Source organism: Methylomonas stagni (assembly GCF_050154735.1).
Classification (GTDB): Bacteria; Pseudomonadota; Gammaproteobacteria; order Methylococcales; family Methylomonadaceae; genus Methylomonas; species Methylomonas koyamae_A.
Map to the genome: position 1 here is coordinate 1604229 of NZ_CP189557.1, position 19549 is coordinate 1623777.

A 19549-nucleotide genomic window follows, 5' to 3' on the forward strand; every position below is an offset into this window, starting at 1 on the left:
GACAGCTTGTGTGGAGAATTAGCCGGGGCGGCCGACCCACCTCTGCACAACCAAGCTTCCGATCATATCGCCTTCGACGTTGACCATGGTGCGCACCGTATCGAGCAACCTGTCCACCGGCAACAAGATGGCTATCGCTTCCGCCGGCAAGCCCACCGATTGCAATACCATCACCATCGTCACCATTCCCGCGCTGGGTATGCCCGGTGCTCCCATGGCCGCCAGCATCGTCGTGAAACACACGATCAATTGCTGTGTCAAATCGAGCTCGATACCGGCCAGATTGGCGACGAACAAGGCTGCCGCCGCTTCGTAGAGCGCGGTACCGTCCATATTCATAGTCGCTCCCAACGGCACGACGAATCCCGCGATTTCGGCATCCACATGCAAGTGCTGCTCGACGCAGCGTAGCGTCACCGGCATCGTTGCCGAACTGGAACTGGTCGCAAACGCGGTTAGCAACGCTTCGCGCGCGCCGTTAAAAAAGGTCAACGGCGCCATGCCGGTCGCCCCATACAAAAGCAGCGGCAACACCACAAAGCCGTGCAGCAGCGTAGTCCCGATCACGACCGCGACAAACTTGGCCAAGGTTGCTAATACGGCGGCATTTTGCGTGGCGACCAACTGAATCAACAAGGCCATGATGCCCAGTGGCGCCAGACGCATGATCCACCCGACCAAGCGCAGCATTAACTCCAGTGTTTCACGGAGCAGCAATAATATGTTCCGGTAGCGCTCTCCGCCGACCACCAATGCGATTCCGAGTAATAACGCAAATACCACGATCGCTAAGATATTGGCTTGCGCCAACGCGGCGAACGGATTCATGAACAAGCCGTGCAGGAAACTGGCGGCGAATTCGAGCGGCGTCATTTGCCTGGCGGCGAATCCGGCGGTGGCGTCGCGAAACCAAGTCCCCGACTGACCGGCACCCGGCTGAAACAGATGCGCGGCCGCCAAGCCCAGCGCGATCGCCAACGCCATCGAGAACACAAAAAAACATAATGTTGCGACCCACACCCGTTGCAACTGGCTATGCTGACGGAGATTGGCAACACCGACCGCGATCGAAGCGAACACCAGCGGGACCAATACCATTTTCAACAAATCGACAAATACATTGCCGACTAATCCAGCCAGATACAAACCGACTTTCACGCCGGGCGCATCCGGCCCGGTTGCGCCGAAACCCAAGCCAATCGCGAGCCCTAACAGTGCCGCGACAAAAATCTGTTGGTTTAGCGACCGAGGCATGATTGCCACCGGCCCAATCGCGGCGCGACCGGGGCTGCGGCACGCAAAACGCGTATGAAACCGCAATAATATCGAGACTGCACTGGACAACAGCGAGCTGAAGATGTCATCGGCGCTTATGCCGTATCCACTTTACGCAATTTCTCGACCAATGTCGTTCGACGCATATTCAGCAATTTGGCGGCGTGAGCTACGACGCCGTTACACTCTTCCAGCGCCTGGCGGATCAATTCGTTCTCCAGTTCAGTCAGATATTCTTTTAGATCGATACCTTGTTCGGGCAAGTGTATCGCCCCGACGCCACCAGGTACTGCCGCACCCAAACCCTGATGCTCGGCTGGGCGGTATACGTGAATTTCCTGGTCCGGCAAAGTCGCCGGAAGATGATCGGGTATTTCGTAAGCTTGAAACTTTTCCGGCAAATCGCCGGTATCGACCAACGCATCGGGCTTAATGATGGCCAGCCGTTCGATCAAATTCGACAATTCCCTGACGTTGCCCGGCCAATGGTGTTGAGATAAGACCGCGACCGCGCGAGGACTCAATCTGACGGAACCGCGATTCTGCGCTTCCATACGGCTAATTAGATCGCTTACCAGATAAGGAATGTCCTCGGTGCGTTCGCGCAAGGCCGGAACTTCGATAGGGAATACGTTCAAGCGATAAAACAAATCCTCTCTAAACCGTTTTTCGGCAATCTCCTGCTCCAGTTGACGGTGAGTTGCCGCTACGATGCGGACGTCGCAATGTATCGTTTTATTACTGCCGACGCGCTCGAAAGTGCGTTCCTGCAATACTCTCAATAGCTTGACCTGCATGGGCATCGGCATATCGCCTATCTCATCGAGAAACAAAGTTCCGCCCTCGGCCAGTTCGAATCGGCCTTGCCGAGCGGTCAATGCACCGGTAAACGCACCTTTCTCATGACCGAACAGCTCGCTTTCGAGCAACTCGCCGGGGATAGCGCCGCAATTGACCGGTACAAAGGGTTTGTCCCGACGGGAAGAGCCGCGATGCAAGGCTTGAGCAACCACCTCCTTACCGGTGCCCGACTCGCCCAAAATCAGTACGGTGGCATCGGATTTGGCCACTTGATCGATCAGTTCGCGCGTCCGGGCGATCGCCCGGCTAATGCCGGCCAAGCCCTTATCGGAACGCGACTTTTTCGGCGACTCGGCAGGCTGAAAACTATCGAGCAGTTGAATCAACTCGGGATAGACCGTGGGCCATTCCAGAATCTTGGTGACCAATTGATGAACAGGGGTCGCTAACGCCTGCTGCTGGCCTCCTGCCTCTACCAACACCACAATTGGCGCTCCACTCGCGGCATCAGCGACCGACTTAAGCAGAATCGCCAATTTATCGTTGGAGCCGCCAACAAACACCACGTCCGCCTCTCGGCATCGGTCCGATGCGGTTTCGAACTCCTTCACTGTAAGGGTGTATACCCGATATTCCAAGAACTTGAGTACGGTTTCCACTTGCTGGACCCGAACAGGGTTGTCGTCAATGAGTAAAATTTCTGGCAAAGCCATGCTTCGTTTCTCTGGAATAGCCTGACGGTACGATTTAGGGTAGGAATGGGCTTTAAGTTAAGCACCGAAACCCTACATTGTCAAAATGCTAGCTTTTCAATTTATTGCAATAAATTGTTGAAGTGGTTTGAATGAAGCATACGTCATTCCACCGCGTTGGGAGGACGTTTAGGCTTGACAAAAACTCTCCAGTAGACAAACTAAGCCGATGTTCCACTGCCAAGAGCACCGTTGCCTTGAACGATATTTCCCTTAGTATACTCTTCGGTATACTGGCCGCACTGTTGTTGATTTCCGCGTTTTTCTCCGGTTCGGAAACCGCGCTGATGACGCTAAACCGTTACCGCCTGCAACATCTAGCGAAAAAAAGCACAAGGGCGCGGTCAAGGCTCAGGCACTGTTAAAGCGACCGGAGCGCCTGAACGGGCTAATTGCCCTTGGTTATCACCTGGGAATTGTGCTCACTGCTTCACTGACCACCGTCATCGCGCTGCGTTTGGGGGGAACCATTGATTTTACCGGCAGTGGCAGTGCTAACCGGCTTGATACTGATTTTTTCGGTCAGTATTCCCAAAACCCTGGCGACTTTCAGACCTGAAAAACTGGCATTTTTCTCCGCATGGTTTTTCATCCCTCTAGTGAAACTACTATATCCAGCGGTTTGGACTCTAAATTTACTATCCAGGCTGTTGCTACGAATATTCGGCGTCAACAGTAGCAAAGCCGACTTGGTGACGCGAGACAAGGAAGAGTTAAAAAACATCGTCTCCGATGCTAATCATTCGATGCCGACCCGCTATCAAAACATGCTACTCAGTATCTTGGATCTGGAATCGGCCAGCGTCGCCGATATTATGACGCACCGTAATGACGTGGTCGGTATCGATATTGAGGAGCCACTCGAGGACATCATTGCCCAGCTGCAAAAAAGCCCCCACACCCGGATGCCGGTCTACAAAAAACATATCGACCGGGTGATCGGCTTTTTGCATCTGCGTACCGTGTTGGCACAAGTTAGCCAACCAGATTTCGATAAACAAAAAATCGTCAATAGCCTCGCCAAACCTTTTTTCATACCGGCCGGCACGCCCATTTCGAAGCAAATGCAGATATTTAAATCCGAGAAACTGCGGATCGGCCTAGTTGTCGACGAATACGGCGACGTATTGGGATTGGTCACGCTAGACGATTTGCTGCAAGAAATCCTCGGAGAGTTGATCGCCGAAGAAGCCGACATCAAAGTTCAAAAAGACGGCAGCTTTTTGATCGATGCGGGTACGACAGTTCGCGAGCTCAACCGGCTCACCAATTGGCAATTACCCACCGAAGGCCCCAGAACCTTAAACGGCTTAATCATCGAATACATGGAAACCATTCCCGAGCCAGGAACCAGCATCAAGCTCTACGGACATGTCATGGAAATTCTCAAGCGAGACGATAATACGATCAAACTCGTAAAATGCCATTCGCTGGTTTGACGCGAAATGCAAAAAAAAGGCGCTAACTCTAAAGTTACCGCCTCAAAGCATTAGGAAGAAATATAACGCAACTTTAACTGTTAACCGAACAAAAAAGTTAGCGTTAGATTAATCGAGTCAATACTGATTGAAAATGTGGCATATTGTCGCAGCAGCATAATGCCTCCCGGTTTGGAGACGACATTATCTCAACCAACCCTTCCGTTTAAAAAAAACAAAAGGCGCTACCACCGAAATCGTCATCAATACCAGCGCGAACGGATACCCCAACGCCCATTTCAACTCCGGCATGTTATCGAAATTCATACCGTATATGCTGGCGATCAGCGTTGGCGGCAACATCGCGACAGACGCAACCGAGAAAATTTTGATGACCTTGTTTTGGTTAATGTTGATAAAACCAACCGTCGCATCCATCAAAAAATTGATCTTATCGAACAAAAACGCGGTATGACTGTTTAACGATTCGATATCACGCAAGATTTGCTGGGCGTCATCCAGTTGCGTAGTGTTCAACAATTTGCGGCGAATCAGGAACGACACCGCGCGCTGCGTATCGAGCATATTACGACGAATCCGGCCGTTCAAATCCTCTTCCTCGGCAATGTCTGCCAGTATAGCCGCAGCCTCCTCATCGCTGATATTTTGACTCAATACCTGCTTGCTGACATTTTCCAGCTGCGCATAGACGTTTTCCAAGGCATCGGCCGAATATTCCGCTTCCGCCCCGTATAAATCCAGCAGCATATCCTTACAGTCCGATACGAAGCCGGGTTGGGTTCTGGCACGTAAACGTTGCAAACGAAAAACCGGCAACTCCTCGCTGCGTACCGAAAACAACATCTCACCGCGCAAAATAAAGGCAACCGGCACGCTACGCGATTTACCCTCCCGATCCAACAAAAAATCCGAGTGAATGTGAATCTCGTGTTGGTCCTCGACATAAAAGCGCGCGCTGGCCTCCAAGTCGGTCAAGTCCAGCGGATCCGGAAGGTCCAAGCCGTAGTGCTGGCCGATCAATGCGCGTTGAGCCTTACTCGGCGCCAACAGATCGACCCAGATCGGCTGAATCGCCAACAAGTCGTGACGACAGGTAATCGCGACTTTCGACAAACGTCCGTCGACCAATTCAAAGGCGCTCATTTGGCCGACGCCGCAATGCGGCTCCCGGTCGCCGACCAAGGCTTCCCGCAACGCATCCGACAACTCCCAGAGTACGTCGTCCTGACGAGCGTCTTCCACTTGTTCCCATACCAAGCGGGCGTCGTCCAAATCTATGGACTGCAAAATATGCCCGATTTCAACCGCGGACAATTTGTCGAGCACGCTACGCAGTTCCACCATGTGCTGTTTCTGCACCAACGCGGTAACGAGCTTGCGTCTAGGCATGGTTTGATTGCTCAACATACCTTCGACCAGCTTATGCTTTCTCAACAAATCGTTGACGGTTTGTAGCGACAAGGACAACTCCAAGGGGAATAAGGTCTACAGGGTGGCATGATCGTCGAATGTACTCGAAGCATACTTATCGAGCGGATTTTTCAAAAAATGGGAGGCCTAAGCCTCCCGAGTCGTTGCGGAATACAAGGACGCAACGGCGTGCGTCCCGCGCTGTCAAATGCGTCCGTACTGGTCTTCGTAGCGCACGATGTCATCCTCGCCCAAATAACTGCCAGACTGGACTTCGACCATTTCTAAGGGGATCACGCCAGGGTTCTCCAGGCTATGAATCACACCCAATGGGATGTAAATGGATTCGTTTTCCGACACTAGAATTTTTTCGCCATTCTTGTCGACCCAGGCGGTTCCTTTAACAACCACCCAATGTTCGGCGCGATGATGGTGCTTTTGTACCGACAGTTTCGCGCCTGGTTTGACGACAATGCGCTTGGTCTGATGCCGATCGCCGCAATCGACCAAGTCATAGTGTCCCCAGGGACGATAGACTTTACGATGAACGTTGGCTTCGCTACGCTTCAATGTCTTCAATTGTTCAACGACTTCCTTCACATCTTGCACTCGATCCTTTGCCGCGATCATGACCGCGTCGTCGGTTTCTACGACAATCAGGTCGTCAACGCCAATCACCGCAACCAACTTGTTGCTGGAATGCACAAAGGAATTGCGAGTATCGACGGTCAACACGTCGCCTTTGATCGCATTGCCGGAACCGTCCTTATCGGTCACGTCCCACAGCGCGGACCAAGAACCAACGTCATTCCAGCCGGCATCCAACGGTATCACCGCAGCCTTGTCGGTTTTTTCCATGACTGCATAATCGATAGAATCCGAGGGACAGGTCGAGAATGTCTGTTTGTCCAAACGTACAAAATCCAAGTCGGGTTTGGCGGCTTGCAGCGAAGCGCGGCAAACCGCCAACATTTCCGGATTGAAGCGCTCCAGCTCGCGCAGAAAAACACCGGCTTTAAACGCAAACATACCGCTGTTCCAAAAGAATTCGCCGCTATCCAGATAACGCTGAGCGGTTTGCGCATCGGGCTTCTCGACAAAGGCATCGACTTTGTAAGCGGGGCCATAGCGTAGCGAACCGCGCTTGATATAGCCGTACCCCGTTTCGGGTTCGGTCGCGACGATTCCGAAGGTCACCAGCAAATCCTGTTCCGCCAATGCACGAGCCTCCAGCACCGCATGGTGGAATGCAGCTCGGTCGGCAACGACGTGGTCGGCGGGCAGTACCAACAACACGTCGTCCTCGGCGGCACTCAACGCGGCCATTGCCACGGCCGGCGCGGTATTTTTGCCGACCGGCTCCAGAATAATCGCGGCTGGCCTGACGCCGATTTCGCGCAATTGCTCGGCCATCATGAAACGATGATCCTCGTTACATACGGCGATCGGCGCTTTTAATCCAGCTAAACCATCCAGCCGCAATACCGTTTCCTGAATCATCGTATAACCCGAGACCAACGGTAAGAATTGCTTGGGATATTGACCGCGCGAAAGTGGCCACAGTCGCGTTCCAGAACCGCCTGAGAGTATTACCGGTGTCATAGTTTGGTTTCCTTGCATCGAAATAAAAAACAATGGGGGTAGTCTAGCATCATGCTTGCATCGGGCGTCAACCTGAGGATGGGCATCGCAAGCGGACGCATTTTCGCGTGAAGCGGGTAATTCACCGCTAGAGAGCATCCTCGGTTCATTGACAACAAACCGCCAAAACTCGTTGCAATCTCGCCCGGCCTTCGACCAGATCGTCACCGATCACTTCGGTATACAATACGATCAACATTTCCGGATCGGCATCGCCAGTTAATCGTTTTAGCAATTGCCACCATTTTGCCCGATAATCGCTCGCGGTATTGAAGTTGCCGACACGATACCATCGATACACAAGCAAGTTTCGGGCCTCGCTTTTCAACAGCGACTCGACGACTTCGCCCGACGTTCCATCAGGCCAATCTACCTGTACCGCTCTTTCGGAAGCCATACGCCAGACTTTATGCTTTTGCGGCACCAGAAAATTTTGGGAGTTCACCAATTCTCCGCCCTGCGATTCGTCACCGAAATTCGCAAAATACATCGCCACTGTTCCAGATGGATCGTCAACCGCGTTTATTACCTCCGCCATGACGCCATTGAAAGTTGGCCGCCATCCCCAATCGGGCGGCGATTGAACAGCCCCCACTTCCTCGGAGCGTGACTATTTGGTCAGGTATGGCAGCCGCTACCGCCTGCCGAGCGGCCAAACTCCGAAAGACGATAGGCCAAGCAATAAGACCTATCACGACGACGGCTATCATCGGCAACAACCCCTGATACCTCGTCATCGGTTCCGGCATACTTTGCTCGGACGATGTATCGACGATTGTTTCTTGATCGGCCCAAAACGAACCGGCATAAAACAGCAATAGCATGACCAGCCCGAAAAACAACCAACCGTAAATAATATGATCGACACCCACAGCCAATTTCATGCCACTAAAATGACCAATCATCACGATCATGTAAGCACGCAAACCGTTCGCCAGAATCGGCGTTAAAAACGATGCGATAATGAATAGGGTTCGTTTTCGTAAGTTACGGAAATTCAAATACGCGTAGACAAGACCCAAGGTCAACGAAGCGATTAAGTAGCGTAAGCCACTACATCCCTCCACTACCGACCAGCTCCCGGAAGTCAGCATAAAAAACATGCCGTCACGGTAAACGCTCATGCCTGTGAGGCGTATCATCCACACCACAAATGACGCCGTATATTCCATCATCCACGGTATGAACGCTTCCCCGAAAGGCACCATCAAGTAAAGAAACAGGATGGGAAACAGCATTTTTTTAATAACCGATCCACCCAATAGCCCCCAATAACCGCCGATCAGAATCGTTACGACAGCCCATTGCTCCAAAACCAGCACGTGGACCAATTTCGCCACCAACCAAACGAACCCGCCTATAGCCGTCACTAGCAAACCCAGCCAGGCACTCTCGGGTTGCAGATTTCGGTAACAGTGGCGTCTGGACCAGATCAACCAAAGGCTGATCGGCGCCACCAAAAAACCGTGAGTAAATGTCTCGGATCGCGACCAAATCTCGACAATGGATGCCCAAGTCGAAAAAAAGCGCCGACACAGACCACGGTAACCAAAACGACACCCGCGACCGGATACCGCCACTGAATGGGCAAAGCCCCGAAAATCAACATTCGCTTCCTCAACTTTGGTTTTATGACAGCTCAGCAAGCCCCGCGACCGGGCTGGATACATTTTAGAATAGGTATGTGACATGCGATTGTCGATTCGATACCGCGTCGCGATAAAATTCACGGTGTCGAACTGTCGCTTGCTTCTCCCAGCGGATTCTCTGCTACGATGTATATCCGCCACTCCGCCAGATCCGTTCAACTGAGTATTATCGAACAATGTTAATCGTGATTTTGTTTTTTTATGCCTATGGTTAACCGCGTTGACCGTGCTTTGGTTCTGGAAAAAGCCATTGTTCATCGCCACTTGGCGAGAACCTTACTTCGCCGAAACGCCGGTATTGATTGAAAGCGACGACTGGGGGCCTGGCGGAGATTATCAGGCTGAAAGACTCAGAAATCTGCTGGGCTCTTTGGCCACGACGCGCGATTCTCGGGGGCGTTGTGCGGTGTTAACCGCCGACGTGGTGTTAGCCGTGCCCGACGTCGCCAAAATCCAAGACGATGCCGACAACCGATACTTCCGAAAACGCCTAGATACCGACTTTCCGGAAATTTTTGAAGCGATGCGATCGGGCATGACGCAAGGTACATTCGTTCCGCAACTACACGGCCTTGAACATCTTAACGGTGAAGCTTTCGCCAAACTGCTAGGCGATGGCGACTCGCGCCTAAACGACGCTCGAGCCCATGCCGACTGGTGGGATTGGGAATCGCTGGATTCACCGCTACAAGGCCACTATGTCGACGGCAGCCAGTTGCCGACGACACCGATAGCCGAAAATAAAGCGCGCGACATCGTAGAAACAGCCGGCCGTTTGTTTATCGAAATGTTCGGGCAACCGACGCTGACCACGGTTGCACCGTGTTATCTTTGGGGCGACGCCATCGAAGCGTGTTGGCGCGAGCAGCGAATTACGGCGATCCAAACCGCCGGTTATCGTTGCCTCGGGCGCGATGGAAACGGCAAATATTTTGCCGACCCTACCCTGATCCGCTGCGGCGAGCGCAACCAATACGACCAAGTCTATTTGGTTCGAAACGTCATGTTCGAACCCACCGACGGCAAACATACGCCCGACAGCGCCTACGCCGAAGCCTTAGCCGCACGTCGCCAGGCCTTGCCGCTGACCATTTCCACGCACAAATACAATTTCACCCGTAGCGATACACAGTGCCGAGACTCGATCGCCGGATTGCAGCAGCTGTTAAGTCGAATTTGCACGACGCTACCCCACGTCCGGTTTCTGGCTTCGCCGGAATTGGCGGAATGGCTAAACGGCAACCGAAATGAAATCACCAATCGGTTTAACGGGGAAACTTGGCAAGGTTTGAGTCAAGCAAGTCAATATCGTAAGGTTGGTGCGTTTCTGTACCGATTGTATTACCGACACCCGAAGCTGGCGTGGATCGCCTATCTAAGCGGTTTAATCTTCCCGGCTTGGTTCGTGTGCGCAACCAGCACCCGCGACAGTTGACACCGTTTAATTCGATGAAAATTAGCGCGGTCATTCCCGCTTATAATAACGCCGCATTTCTTCGGGACGCCATCGCCAGTGTACGCAACCAGAGCCATCAGGTCGACGAAATCATAGTGGTGGACGACGGCTCGGTTGACAATACCGAAACGGTTATCGCCGATCTAGGTGGCGATATTGTCTATCACCGTCAAGACAACCAAGGCCCCTCCGCCGCGCGCAACCAAGGCATTTCACTGGCCAACGGCGATTGGATCGCGTTTTTAGACGCGGACGATCAGTGGACACCCGATAAAATCGCCAAACAATTACAGGCGCTACAGACCCATCCAGCGCTACGCCTAATCGCCGGCGACATGGCGGAAATCGACACCGACAATCGATTACTCACTGCTTCGGTGCTGGACAAACACGGGCTTTCCGAAAAATTTTCGCAATTGGCCGGCGCTCCAGTGCCTAACGCGTTGGCGGCCTTGGTCGCGAAAAACTTTATTCCGACCGGTACCGTATTAGTCAGTAAAGCCGCGCTTTACGAAGCCGGCCTGTTTAACCCGACGATACGCTTCGGCGAAGACCTGGAGCTTTGGGCCAAAATCGCCGCAAAACATCCGATCAGTTGCCTGCCGGACACTTTAATGCTGCGCCGCCAGCATGGCAATAACGCCACTCAAGCCAGCGAACGCATGCTGGTTGATCTGACTCGGGTGATGGACTCGTTGGCGCGGCAAATTGGCCCGGAGCTGCGCGCTCAAGGCGTATCCCCGGATGATTTAGTCTCTCGGGCGTTTTGGACATTGGGGTATTGGTACTTCAACAACGGCGCTCGAACTGACGCTCGCTCCGCCTTCCGGAGTAGTTTAACGCGCAAAGCAAATGCTCCGGCCTTACTTTATCTGATCGCCAGCCAGCTAACGCCGGGTGCCATAGCAGCGGTACGTGCCGTTAAACAGCGGTTGATCGGCCGCTAATTCATTTAACCCATCGCCCCTATTCCAATGTCCGCACCAGTTCCTAAACGCATCGTCTTTGTCGAAAACGGTATCGGCTACGGTGGGGCCATCATTTGCCTCCGCCATTTGGTTAGAAACCTAGACACAACTGAATTCTCGGCGATGGTAGTTACGGGTAGAGACGGGCCGTCATATCGGGAAATAGCCGACGAAACCCTATGGCGACATATTCCGGACCGCCGGTTCGACATCGTCGGTTGGCGGCAAAGAATCTCCGATATCGAAGCGATCCAAAACCAGCCGGTATTGCGAGTGTTATGCAACCAACTACTCGCGAGAGCCGACGACATAGCCAATTTTTTGCCGTTCTTTCTGGCTTTGCTTTGGCAAGCCTGGCGTTTCAAGGCCGATTTGATACACGCCAATAACGAACCGCTCTGCAACCGCGCCGCGTTACTGGTGGCCAAAGTGTTAAACATTCCGGCGGTTTGCCACGTGCGCGGCGATCAGCAAGGCTCAAGATCGATGCGTTGGGCATATTCGCTGCCAGACCATTTTGTGTCGGTATCGCATTGGGTAGCCGCTAGTATGCGCGATAAACTTAAGATACCGGCCGAAAAAATCAGCGTGATATACGACGGCATTGCGCTGGATCAGCTGGATACGTATGCCGATGGTGCTGTCTTCCGCCGTCAATACGGCATTCAAAGCGACCAATTTGTCGTGGGCTTGATCGGCTTGCTGATCCCATGGAAAGGACAACACCTGTTTTTGGATGCGGCAAAACGCTTGCAAAGTCGAATCCCAAATTTGAAAATGCTCATCGTCGGCGGCACGCCGGACGACTGTAAAGGTTACGAGGCTGATCTGGTGCGCAGAGTCGCGGACGAAGGCTTGAACGCGACAGTGTCGTTTACCGGCCATATCAATAAAATGGAAACGGTTTATAACGGTTTGGATGTCATCGTCTCGGCGTCCACTAGTCCAGAACCCCTAGGCACCGTGGTTATAGAAGCTTTGGCGATGGGGCGACCATTGATCGGTCCGGCGCATGGCGGCGCCGCTGAAATGATAGAGCACGAAAAAACCGGCTTGTTGTTTAGGCCCGGCGATGCCGAGAGTTTGGCCGAGCAGATTTATCGAGTTTACTCAGACCGCCAACTGGGCATCCGTTTAGGCGAGCAAGCTCGTACATCCGCATTGCAGCGATTTTCGATACGCAGCCATGTTGCTCAGGTCGAAACGGTTTATCGTCGCTTGTTGGCACCCAGGAAGCAACGCTGAGCTCCAAGAAAATCAGGTTGGCGATTTGTATTCCTCTAAACAATCAATTTCAAAAAATGCTCCAAAAACTGTCTAATGGGGTATTACAACAATGTGAGGTCAATCGATCATGCTGTTAAGAAGCTTATTGTTGATAATTGCGCTATTCGGAATCTGCCCGCAAGCGCAAAGCGCTTGGCCAACGACAGATTACGACTTCGCCAGATTACCCAGGTTTTGCTGGGTGAGACTAAAAGGAAAAGACACCGCAGAGTACCAACTCTGGGCGAAGCGTATAGGCCCGGACATAATGCACATACATCACTATTGTGAAGGCTTGTTTTCGGCAATGTTGGCACGCGTAGAGCGCGACCCCATGGAGAAGAGGCAACTTTATAAGAACTCTATCGGTGGCTTTATGTACGTCGAAGAGCACTCATCTAAAAACTTTGCTTGGCGCCCGAGGATTCATTACGAGAAAGGACAAGTTTACGAAGAGAGTGGTCAGATCAAAGAAGCGATCCAAGAGTACCAAAGTGCAATCAAGCTGAACCCGAAACTTGCCCTAGCCTATGCGGCCCTCAGTGACTTGGCGGCAAGATCGGGACGGACTGACGAGGCGGTCGAAATATTACGGAATGGGTTAGAACAAAAACCGGATTCCAAAATGCTGTTGCGGCGTATGAGCAAGTTGAAAAAAATAATAAATAGGGTTGCGTGGTTTTTGCGCCAAATTAATTATCACTGGTCGGCACCAAGGCGGCGCCGACCATTGTTAAGTCAAGACTAGATCTTTGAGACGCGGTCGCGCAAATACTCGGAAAATTCGCGATTGATTTCCTTATGCAGCAAACCGTATTCGACATTCGCCAATAGAAAACCGAACTTAGACCCGCAGTCGTAACGGTTTCCTTCGAACTCGTAAGACAATACTTGCTCGTCCTTCATTAGCGATGCAATGGCGTCGGTCAATTGGATTTCGCCACCGGCTCCGCGACCGGTATTTTCAATTTTGTCGAAGATGGCTGGCGTCAAAATATACCGCCCGACGACCGCGATATTCGACGGCGCCACTTCAGGTTTCGGTTTCTCGACGATGGAACTCAAACGACCAACGCGCGGCGCGGTCTCCCTATGCTCGACGATGCCGTATTTATGAGTTTCCTTCGGATCGACCCGCTCGACACCGAGTACGCTGCTCTGCTCGTGCTCGAACAACTCGACCATCTGTTTCATACAACCCCGCTCACCGTCTTCGATCAGATCGTCCGGCAAGATCACCGCGAACGGTTCGTTGCCGACCACCGGTTTGGCGCAATGCACCGCGTGTCCAAGACCTAAAGCCTCGGCTTGACGAACGAAAACGCAAGATACATGCGACGGCAGCAATCCGCGCAACATGTTCAGCAATTCGGTTTTACCGCTCTTTTCCAATTCTTTTTCCAATTCGTAGGATTTATCGAAATGGTTGGCGATGGATTCCTTATTGCGACCGATCACAAACACCATCGTATCGATACCGGCTGCAATCGCTTCTTCGACGCCGTATTGAATCAACGGTTTATCGACGATAGGCAGCATTTCCTTGGCAACCGCCTTAGTCGCGGGCAACGAACGAGTTCCCAATCCGGCGACCGGAAAGACGGCTTTGCTGATTTTTTGGCTCATATAGACTCTGATGAATTAAAGAATTGTTTTTGACGTTTCTATATTGTTTGCCTAACCTTATGGCAAACTTAAACATTTAGTGTTCTTTTAAGCGATAATACCCGAGTATTTTTACCCTTTCCGCGAGATATGGCAATGATAAAACCGTTGAGTACCCTATTGATGGCTTTCGTGGCGACAAATTCGGCCTACGGGCAGGATTTGCTCGAAACCTATCGCTTGGCGCTACAAAACGACCCGGAATTCAGAAGTTCGGATATCAACAAGCTAACGACAGCGGAACTAAAGTCTCAAAGTATCGCCCAAATGCTGCCGAATGTCTCGTTCACCGCCGGCAGCAATCGCACGCGCCTGGAAATCGAAAGCTTTTTACCGAATACGCCGCTACAGCATTATCTGGACAGCAGACTGACTTTCAATTTACGCCAACCCGTGTTCCACTGGGAGCACTGGATACAACTCGACCAAGCCGATAACCGTATCGCCCAGGCGGAGGCACAATTTCAGGCCAAACAGCAAGCTCTGATGCGCCGCACGGCGGAAGCCTATTTCAACATACTAGCCGCCCAAGACAATCTCGAATATAGCACTGCCGAGAAAAAAGCCATTGAAAAACAACTGGAGCAAGCCAAACAGCGTTTCGAGGTTGGCATCATCGCCATCACCGACGTTTATGAAGCTCAAGCCGGTTACGACAGGGCGTCGGCCAGCGAGATCGAGGCGCAAAATCAGCTGGACAACACCAAGGAAGCATTACGCGAAATCATCGGCGAAAACGCCGCCGATTTGACAACGCTCGCCCCGCAATTACCGCTCAGCCCCCCGACACCGGAAGACATGGCTAGTTGGGCCAATGCCGCCGAGAACAGCAACTTTTCTATCGTCGCCCAGATAAACCAAGCCGAATACATTCGGAAAAACGTCGATCTGCAGCAATCCAAACATTTACCGACAATAGACATTGTCGCTCAGTACTCCGAACAGGATAGCAGCGGCAGTCTATACGGCACCTTGGGTAACACCGAAAGCTTCGGCCTGCAACTCAACCTCCCCCTATTCGAAGGCGGCGGCACGGTTTCTCGCACCCGCCAAGCCGCGCACGAATACGAATCCGCGAAAGAGGATCTGGTCAAAGTCAAACGCAGCGTCAACCGCAACGTCAAGGATGCTTTTCGCGGCGTGGTCTCCAGCATCAGCCGGGTCAAAGCACTGGAAGCCACCAGTAAATCCGCGGAAGTCGCCGTGGAAGCCGCCGAAGCCGGTTTCGAAGTCGGCACCCGGACAATGGTCGACGTACTGACCGAGCAACGCAATCTTTACAAGGCCAAAAGCGACTTCGCCCGCAGCCGTTACGATTACTTGATCAACGGCATTCGCCTGAAGGAAGCCGCCGGCAGCTTAGCCGAACAGGACCTCGAGCAGATCAATCAATACCTAGGCGGCCAAATCGGCAAAAATTAGCCGATCACGGAGTCGATCGCCCGACATGAAAACGCAGTCGTTTGAGCCAACCAACCTCACGCACAGGCGCCCCCCATTGATCGCCGCTAATCCAGGCAATAGCTTGCGGGCCCTAAGCGAACAAAGCCAGCGCTTTTTGTAAGGTTGACCACACTCCCCAACTCAATGGAATCAACACATACAGCCAAAATACGATTGCGATCAATAGGCGGGATATACCGCGTTGTTTGCTCTCTATCATGACGCCTGCTCCAAGGTTGCTCAATGATCGTCGGCCGGATACACCCCATCCAGCTCGTCGAATTCGTCGTGTTTCATATGATGTTTTTCATGGACCGGGCGTATAGCCAGATTGGCGATAAAACCCAACACCAAGATTCCCGCCATGATGTACATCGTCACGTTATAAGCATCGCCTTTGGCCACTCCTTGGCCGATTTGATACTCGCGCAGATAATTTACCAACACCGGCCCTAATACACCGGCGGTGGACCAAGCGGTCAACAACCGGCCATGTATGCCGCCGACGTACATTGTGCCGAAAATATCTGCCAGATACGCGGGGATGGTCGCGAACCCGCCGCCATACATGCTCATGATCAGGGCATAGAGCACCACGAACAGCGGCAGATTACCGGCGCCGCCCGACGTCGGTACCGTCCCGTACAGCAAGGCGCCGATCGCAAAGAACACGAAATAGGTCTGCTTGCGCCCGAGGTAATCGGATGCCGACGACCAAAAAAACCGTCCGACCATGTTAAACAAGCTGAGCAAACCAACGAAGCCGGCCGCCGCCGCCGCATCCACCCGGCCCTTGAACATCTCTTGTATCATCACCGACGCTTGCCCAAGCACGCCGATGCCGGCGGTCACGTTCAGACACAGCACCAGCCACAACAAATAGAACTGCGGTGTTTTCAGCGCTTGGTCGATATGCACGTGTTTGTCGGTGATCATTTTGTGGCGCACCGCCGGCGGCGTCCAACCCGGCGGCCGCCAATCCGGCGGCGGAATTCGGATCGCCAACGCGCCGATAGTCATCGACAGAAAATACACACTCCCCATGGTCATGAACGTCTCGGCCACGCCCACCGAAGTCGCCGACTTGAAATGCGTCATCAACCAAACCGCCAACGGCGCGCCTATCATGGCCCCACCACCGAAACCCATGATTGCCATGCCGGTCGCCATGCCACGCCGATCCGGAAACCATTTGATCAGGGTCGACACCGGTGAAACGTAACCCAAGCCCAGACCGATCCCCCCCAGCACACCGTAGCCAAGATACAGCAAGCCAATTTCGTGCAATTGGACACCCAAGGCCGCAACCCAGAAACCGCCACCGAAACAGCACGCGGCGACGAACATGGTTAAACGCGGCCCGACTTTCTCCAACCATTTGCCACCCACCGCCGCAGACAACCCTAAGAACACAATCGCCAAGCTGAAAATCCAACCTAGCGTCGTCAGCTTCCAGTCCTCCGGTGTCGCGGCGCCGATACCGACCGCACGGCTCAAAGGCTCGTTAAACACGCTGAAGGCGTAGGCCTGGCCAATACACAAATGTACCGAAAGCGCGGCGGGGGGCACCAGCCAACGGTTGAATCCCGGTTGGGCAACGATGGTTTGTTTCGCAAAAAAACTCATGAACACTCCGATAAATCCGACGGCCTACCTCATTGGCCGCAACACCTGAGTTGCCCGCCAAAAAGCTCGAGGCGATGATACAAAAGGTAATTCGCTCGCGCCGCCACCGTCAAAGGGTTTATTCTATCAGCGTTAAATCGTCGGTTGGCGCAATCGGCCGGTCTTTGCTAACTAACCCATGACCCGTTGAATAATCAACTGGAATTGTTCAACCGATCAACGAATATTTTGAGTTTCCGCCACGCGCAGAAATGCGTGGATCATAAATTTTTTCAGGTCGGGCTAGAAAACGCCGGGCCACCGGACGAGTTCATTGCGATGATAGGCTTTATTTTTTGCTGCGTTGGCCTGGCCTTCTTGGTGCAGAACGGCAATCCTTACTTGGCTTTATTGGAAACGCCGGTCGCGCTGGCGATCGGTCTGACCTTGATGGGTGTCTCGCTACTGGCCGGCTACTTGAAAAAATTGCCGACCATTGTGTGGCACGACGGCTTCGCGAGTGCCGGCTTATTGGTTTGGTACGCCTATTGGAAGCCGCAATTCAATGACGACGCGCCGATGTTTTTCTTCTTTCCAGTGTATTTCGCGACCCTGACCACCCTCGTAACGCTATCGTTGATTAACCGTGCCGAACGCTTTGATTTGGACTCGATCGAGCATTTGCGATATTTGGAAAAAATCACCCGCTTCAATTTCGGATCGGTGATCGGCTTTGTCATCGTCGGTTTGTTGGTTACCCGCCATTACGCGCTGTACCCGATGTCCATGACGTTTTACATCGTCCGTCACACGATGGTCGTCTGCCTGGAAAGCGTGGAACGCGCCTAGCCGCCGACGACCGAAGTTTTCGACGGCCGGAAGCCTGAATCGGGTTAACGAATCGTCAGCAAGGCTCTAAGGACATCCACCCGGCTAATCATGCCGACCAACGAGTCGTTCTCGAACACCGGAAAACTGCGCATCGGCGAATCCTGAAATTTGGTGGCGATGTCCACCAAGCTGTCGCTGGCCTTAACAGTGACCGGGCTTAGATTCATGAATTCCTCGACGCGGCCTTCCATGCTCTGGTTATAGGCCGAACCTACCGCGACGCGCATCCCGTCGCGTTCGGAAAATATTCCCAACAATTTGCCGTGTTCATTGACGACCGGCATGCTGGTAATCTTATGGTCCAGCAATTTTTTGATGGCTATGGAGGTTTCGGTGTGTGCGGAAACGGTGATAACGTTAGCCGACATGTAATCGGCAGCGGCAATTTTGGCTAACATGGCGCACCTCGCTGTAAGAATTATTATGAGCCGCGGGCCTGAAGCCAGCGACAGTCTTAGTATAGTGCGCCCTGCTCCAGAGCGGTAAAATCAGTTATTCCAGAAACTAAACTCGGCCGGGTCCGCTGGCAATCCCCGAACCGGTCTCGCAGCAAGCCAGCCCAAAGACTCCGGCTAAACTGGCTCCTTATTCCGGCTCAACGCACGGTCAGCGCATAAATCGATTCCTGGATTCGGCTGACGCCTCGCTCGCGAAATCGAGGTTCATCGTCCAATATGTCCGCCACCGCCTTTTCAGTCACATCGCACCAACTCCCGTATAGCGTAGCGACTTCCCCAGCCGGCACCGCGAAAGGCGGCCCGGCCATTTCAGCCTGATCGTAGTCGAAGGTCACCAGCAGCGTCCTGCAGCCCGCCGGCAGGAGTTCGCGCATTTTTGCGGCATACGCTGATCGCATCGCTGGCGGCAGGGCGACTAAGGCGGCTCTGTCGTAAACGCCGGCTACATTGGCGAGTTCGGCGGCGGTCAGCGCGAAAAAATCGCCGCAATAGATGGTCAATCCGTCGGCCGCGAACACGGCTAGCTCGCCCTGCCGGCTAACTGAAACCGATAAATCGTTTTCGGCAAAAAACGCCTCCACCGCGACTCGGCTCAATTCCACCGCCACGACCCGGTAGCCTCGTCGGCGCAGCCATAACAAATCCAAACTCTTTCCGCACAATGGAACAAACACCGTACTGGCTTCGGGCACTTGCAAATCGTCCCAATAGGCCGCCAAGCCAGGGTGGTAATCGGGATTGTGAAAACCGATTTGATTTTGCGCCCAACGTTCCAACCAAAATTCCGCCTGCATGAAAGCTCCTGTATATCGACCGAACCAGCAACGACG

At 53.0% G+C, this 19549-nt stretch carries 18 protein-coding genes and 1 pseudogene; 8 read left to right on the top strand and 11 right to left on the bottom strand.

The genetic code is table 11. The features are described from left to right. Nucleotides 1–18 precede the first annotated feature (18 nt). A complete protein-coding gene (locus ACP4CD_RS07535) occupies nucleotides 19–1254 on the bottom strand; it encodes a dicarboxylate/amino acid:cation symporter (protein ID WP_426994120.1) in 1236 nt (411 codons plus the stop codon). A 116-nt stretch (nucleotides 1255–1370) separates the two neighbouring features. Next, a complete protein-coding gene (locus tag ACP4CD_RS07540) occupies nucleotides 1371–2789 on the bottom strand; it encodes a sigma-54 dependent transcriptional regulator (RefSeq protein WP_426994121.1) in 1419 nt (472 codons plus the stop codon). Nucleotides 2790–3115: 326 nt separating this feature from the next. Between ACP4CD_RS07540 and ACP4CD_RS07545 the strand changes: the two are divergent. Next, nucleotides 3116–3511: pseudogene (locus tag ACP4CD_RS07545) on the top strand (CNNM domain-containing protein); the annotation flags it as partial. A gap of 132 nt (nucleotides 3512–3643) precedes the next feature. Continuing rightward, nucleotides 3644–4267: a transporter associated domain-containing protein gene (locus tag ACP4CD_RS07550; protein ID WP_426994663.1), complete on the top strand. Its 624-nt coding sequence runs from the start codon at nucleotides 3644–3646 to the stop codon at nucleotides 4265–4267. Between the two features lie 183 nt (nucleotides 4268–4450). On the opposite strand, the gene corA is transcribed toward ACP4CD_RS07550, so the two are convergent. From corA to xrtA, 4 genes are all read right to left on the bottom strand, one after another. Beyond that, nucleotides 4451–5728, bottom strand: coding sequence for a magnesium/cobalt transporter CorA (corA, locus tag ACP4CD_RS07555; RefSeq protein ID WP_064028556.1), 1278 nt, complete (start codon nucleotides 5726–5728; stop codon nucleotides 4451–4453). 153 nt (nucleotides 5729–5881) lie between these two features. After that, complete coding sequence (locus ACP4CD_RS07560) at nucleotides 5882–7279, bottom strand: mannose-1-phosphate guanylyltransferase/mannose-6-phosphate isomerase (protein WP_313728251.1); 1398 nt, start codon at nucleotides 7277–7279, stop codon at nucleotides 5882–5884. Nucleotides 7280–7424: 145 nt separating this feature from the next. Then, a complete protein-coding gene (locus ACP4CD_RS07565; protein WP_426994122.1) occupies nucleotides 7425–7856 on the bottom strand; it encodes an exosortase C-terminal domain/associated protein EpsI in 432 nt (143 codons plus the stop codon). After that, nucleotides 7831–9225: an exosortase A gene (gene xrtA, locus ACP4CD_RS07570; RefSeq protein WP_426994123.1), complete on the bottom strand. Its 1395-nt coding sequence runs from the start codon at nucleotides 9223–9225 to the stop codon at nucleotides 7831–7833. Before xrtA ends, ACP4CD_RS07565 begins: the two co-directional genes overlap by 26 nt. Between xrtA and ACP4CD_RS07575 the strand changes: the two genes are divergently transcribed. From ACP4CD_RS07575 to ACP4CD_RS07590, 4 genes are all read left to right on the top strand, one after another. Next, on the top strand, nucleotides 9218–10402 hold the full coding sequence (locus ACP4CD_RS07575) for a hypothetical protein (RefSeq protein WP_426994124.1): 1185 nt from the start codon (nucleotides 9218–9220) through the stop codon (nucleotides 10400–10402). The genes xrtA and ACP4CD_RS07575 overlap by 8 nt on opposite strands. 14 nt (nucleotides 10403–10416) lie before the next feature. Further along, on the top strand, nucleotides 10417–11370 hold the full coding sequence (locus ACP4CD_RS07580) for a glycosyltransferase family 2 protein (protein ID WP_426994125.1): 954 nt from the start codon (nucleotides 10417–10419) through the stop codon (nucleotides 11368–11370). Nucleotides 11371–11397: 27 nt separating this feature from the next. Then, complete coding sequence (locus tag ACP4CD_RS07585; protein WP_426994126.1) at nucleotides 11398–12636, top strand: glycosyltransferase family 4 protein; 1239 nt, start codon at nucleotides 11398–11400, stop codon at nucleotides 12634–12636. Between the two features lie 289 nt (nucleotides 12637–12925). After that, nucleotides 12926–13405 (top strand): tetratricopeptide repeat protein, encoded by a 480-nt coding sequence (locus ACP4CD_RS07590; protein ID WP_426994127.1) that lies wholly within the window; start codon nucleotides 12926–12928, stop codon nucleotides 13403–13405. On the opposite strand, the gene galU is transcribed toward ACP4CD_RS07590, so the two are convergent. Further along, nucleotides 13402–14283 carry a UTP--glucose-1-phosphate uridylyltransferase GalU gene (gene galU, locus ACP4CD_RS07595; protein WP_426994128.1) on the bottom strand — a complete coding sequence of 294 codons (882 nt, stop codon included), beginning with the start codon at nucleotides 14281–14283 and terminating at the stop codon, nucleotides 13402–13404. The genes ACP4CD_RS07590 and galU overlap by 4 nt on opposite strands. Before the next feature lie 135 nt (nucleotides 14284–14418). Here galU and ACP4CD_RS07600 point away from each other — a divergent pair, with 135 nt between their 5' ends. After that, the gene (locus ACP4CD_RS07600; RefSeq protein ID WP_426994129.1) at nucleotides 14419–15744 is read left to right on the top strand and encodes a TolC family outer membrane protein; all 1326 of its coding nucleotides are present in this window, start codon (nucleotides 14419–14421) and stop codon (nucleotides 15742–15744) included. Nucleotides 15745–15856: 112 nt separating this feature from the next. Here ACP4CD_RS07600 and ACP4CD_RS07605 read toward each other — a convergent pair whose 3' ends face one another. Further along, the gene (locus tag ACP4CD_RS07605) at nucleotides 15857–15985 is read right to left on the bottom strand and encodes an MFS transporter small subunit (protein ID WP_281022972.1); all 129 of its coding nucleotides are present in this window, start codon (nucleotides 15983–15985) and stop codon (nucleotides 15857–15859) included. 20 nt (nucleotides 15986–16005) lie between these two features. Beyond that, nucleotides 16006–17391, bottom strand: coding sequence for an L-lactate MFS transporter (locus tag ACP4CD_RS07610; protein ID WP_426994130.1), 1386 nt, complete (start codon nucleotides 17389–17391; stop codon nucleotides 16006–16008). 255 nt (nucleotides 17392–17646) lie between these two features. Here ACP4CD_RS07610 and ACP4CD_RS07615 point away from each other — a divergent pair, with 255 nt between their 5' ends. Continuing rightward, a complete protein-coding gene (locus tag ACP4CD_RS07615) occupies nucleotides 17647–18219 on the top strand; it encodes a hypothetical protein (RefSeq protein ID WP_426994131.1) in 573 nt (190 codons plus the stop codon). Between the two features lie 44 nt (nucleotides 18220–18263). On the opposite strand, the gene ACP4CD_RS07620 is transcribed toward ACP4CD_RS07615, so the two are convergent. Both ACP4CD_RS07620 and ACP4CD_RS07625 read right to left on the bottom strand, forming a co-directional pair. Continuing rightward, nucleotides 18264–18659 (bottom strand): CBS domain-containing protein, encoded by a 396-nt coding sequence (locus ACP4CD_RS07620; protein ID WP_426994132.1) that lies wholly within the window; start codon nucleotides 18657–18659, stop codon nucleotides 18264–18266. A 197-nt stretch (nucleotides 18660–18856) separates the two neighbouring features. Continuing rightward, nucleotides 18857–19513, bottom strand: coding sequence for a thiopurine S-methyltransferase (locus tag ACP4CD_RS07625; RefSeq protein WP_426994133.1), 657 nt, complete (start codon nucleotides 19511–19513; stop codon nucleotides 18857–18859). Nucleotides 19514–19549 lie beyond the last annotated feature (36 nt).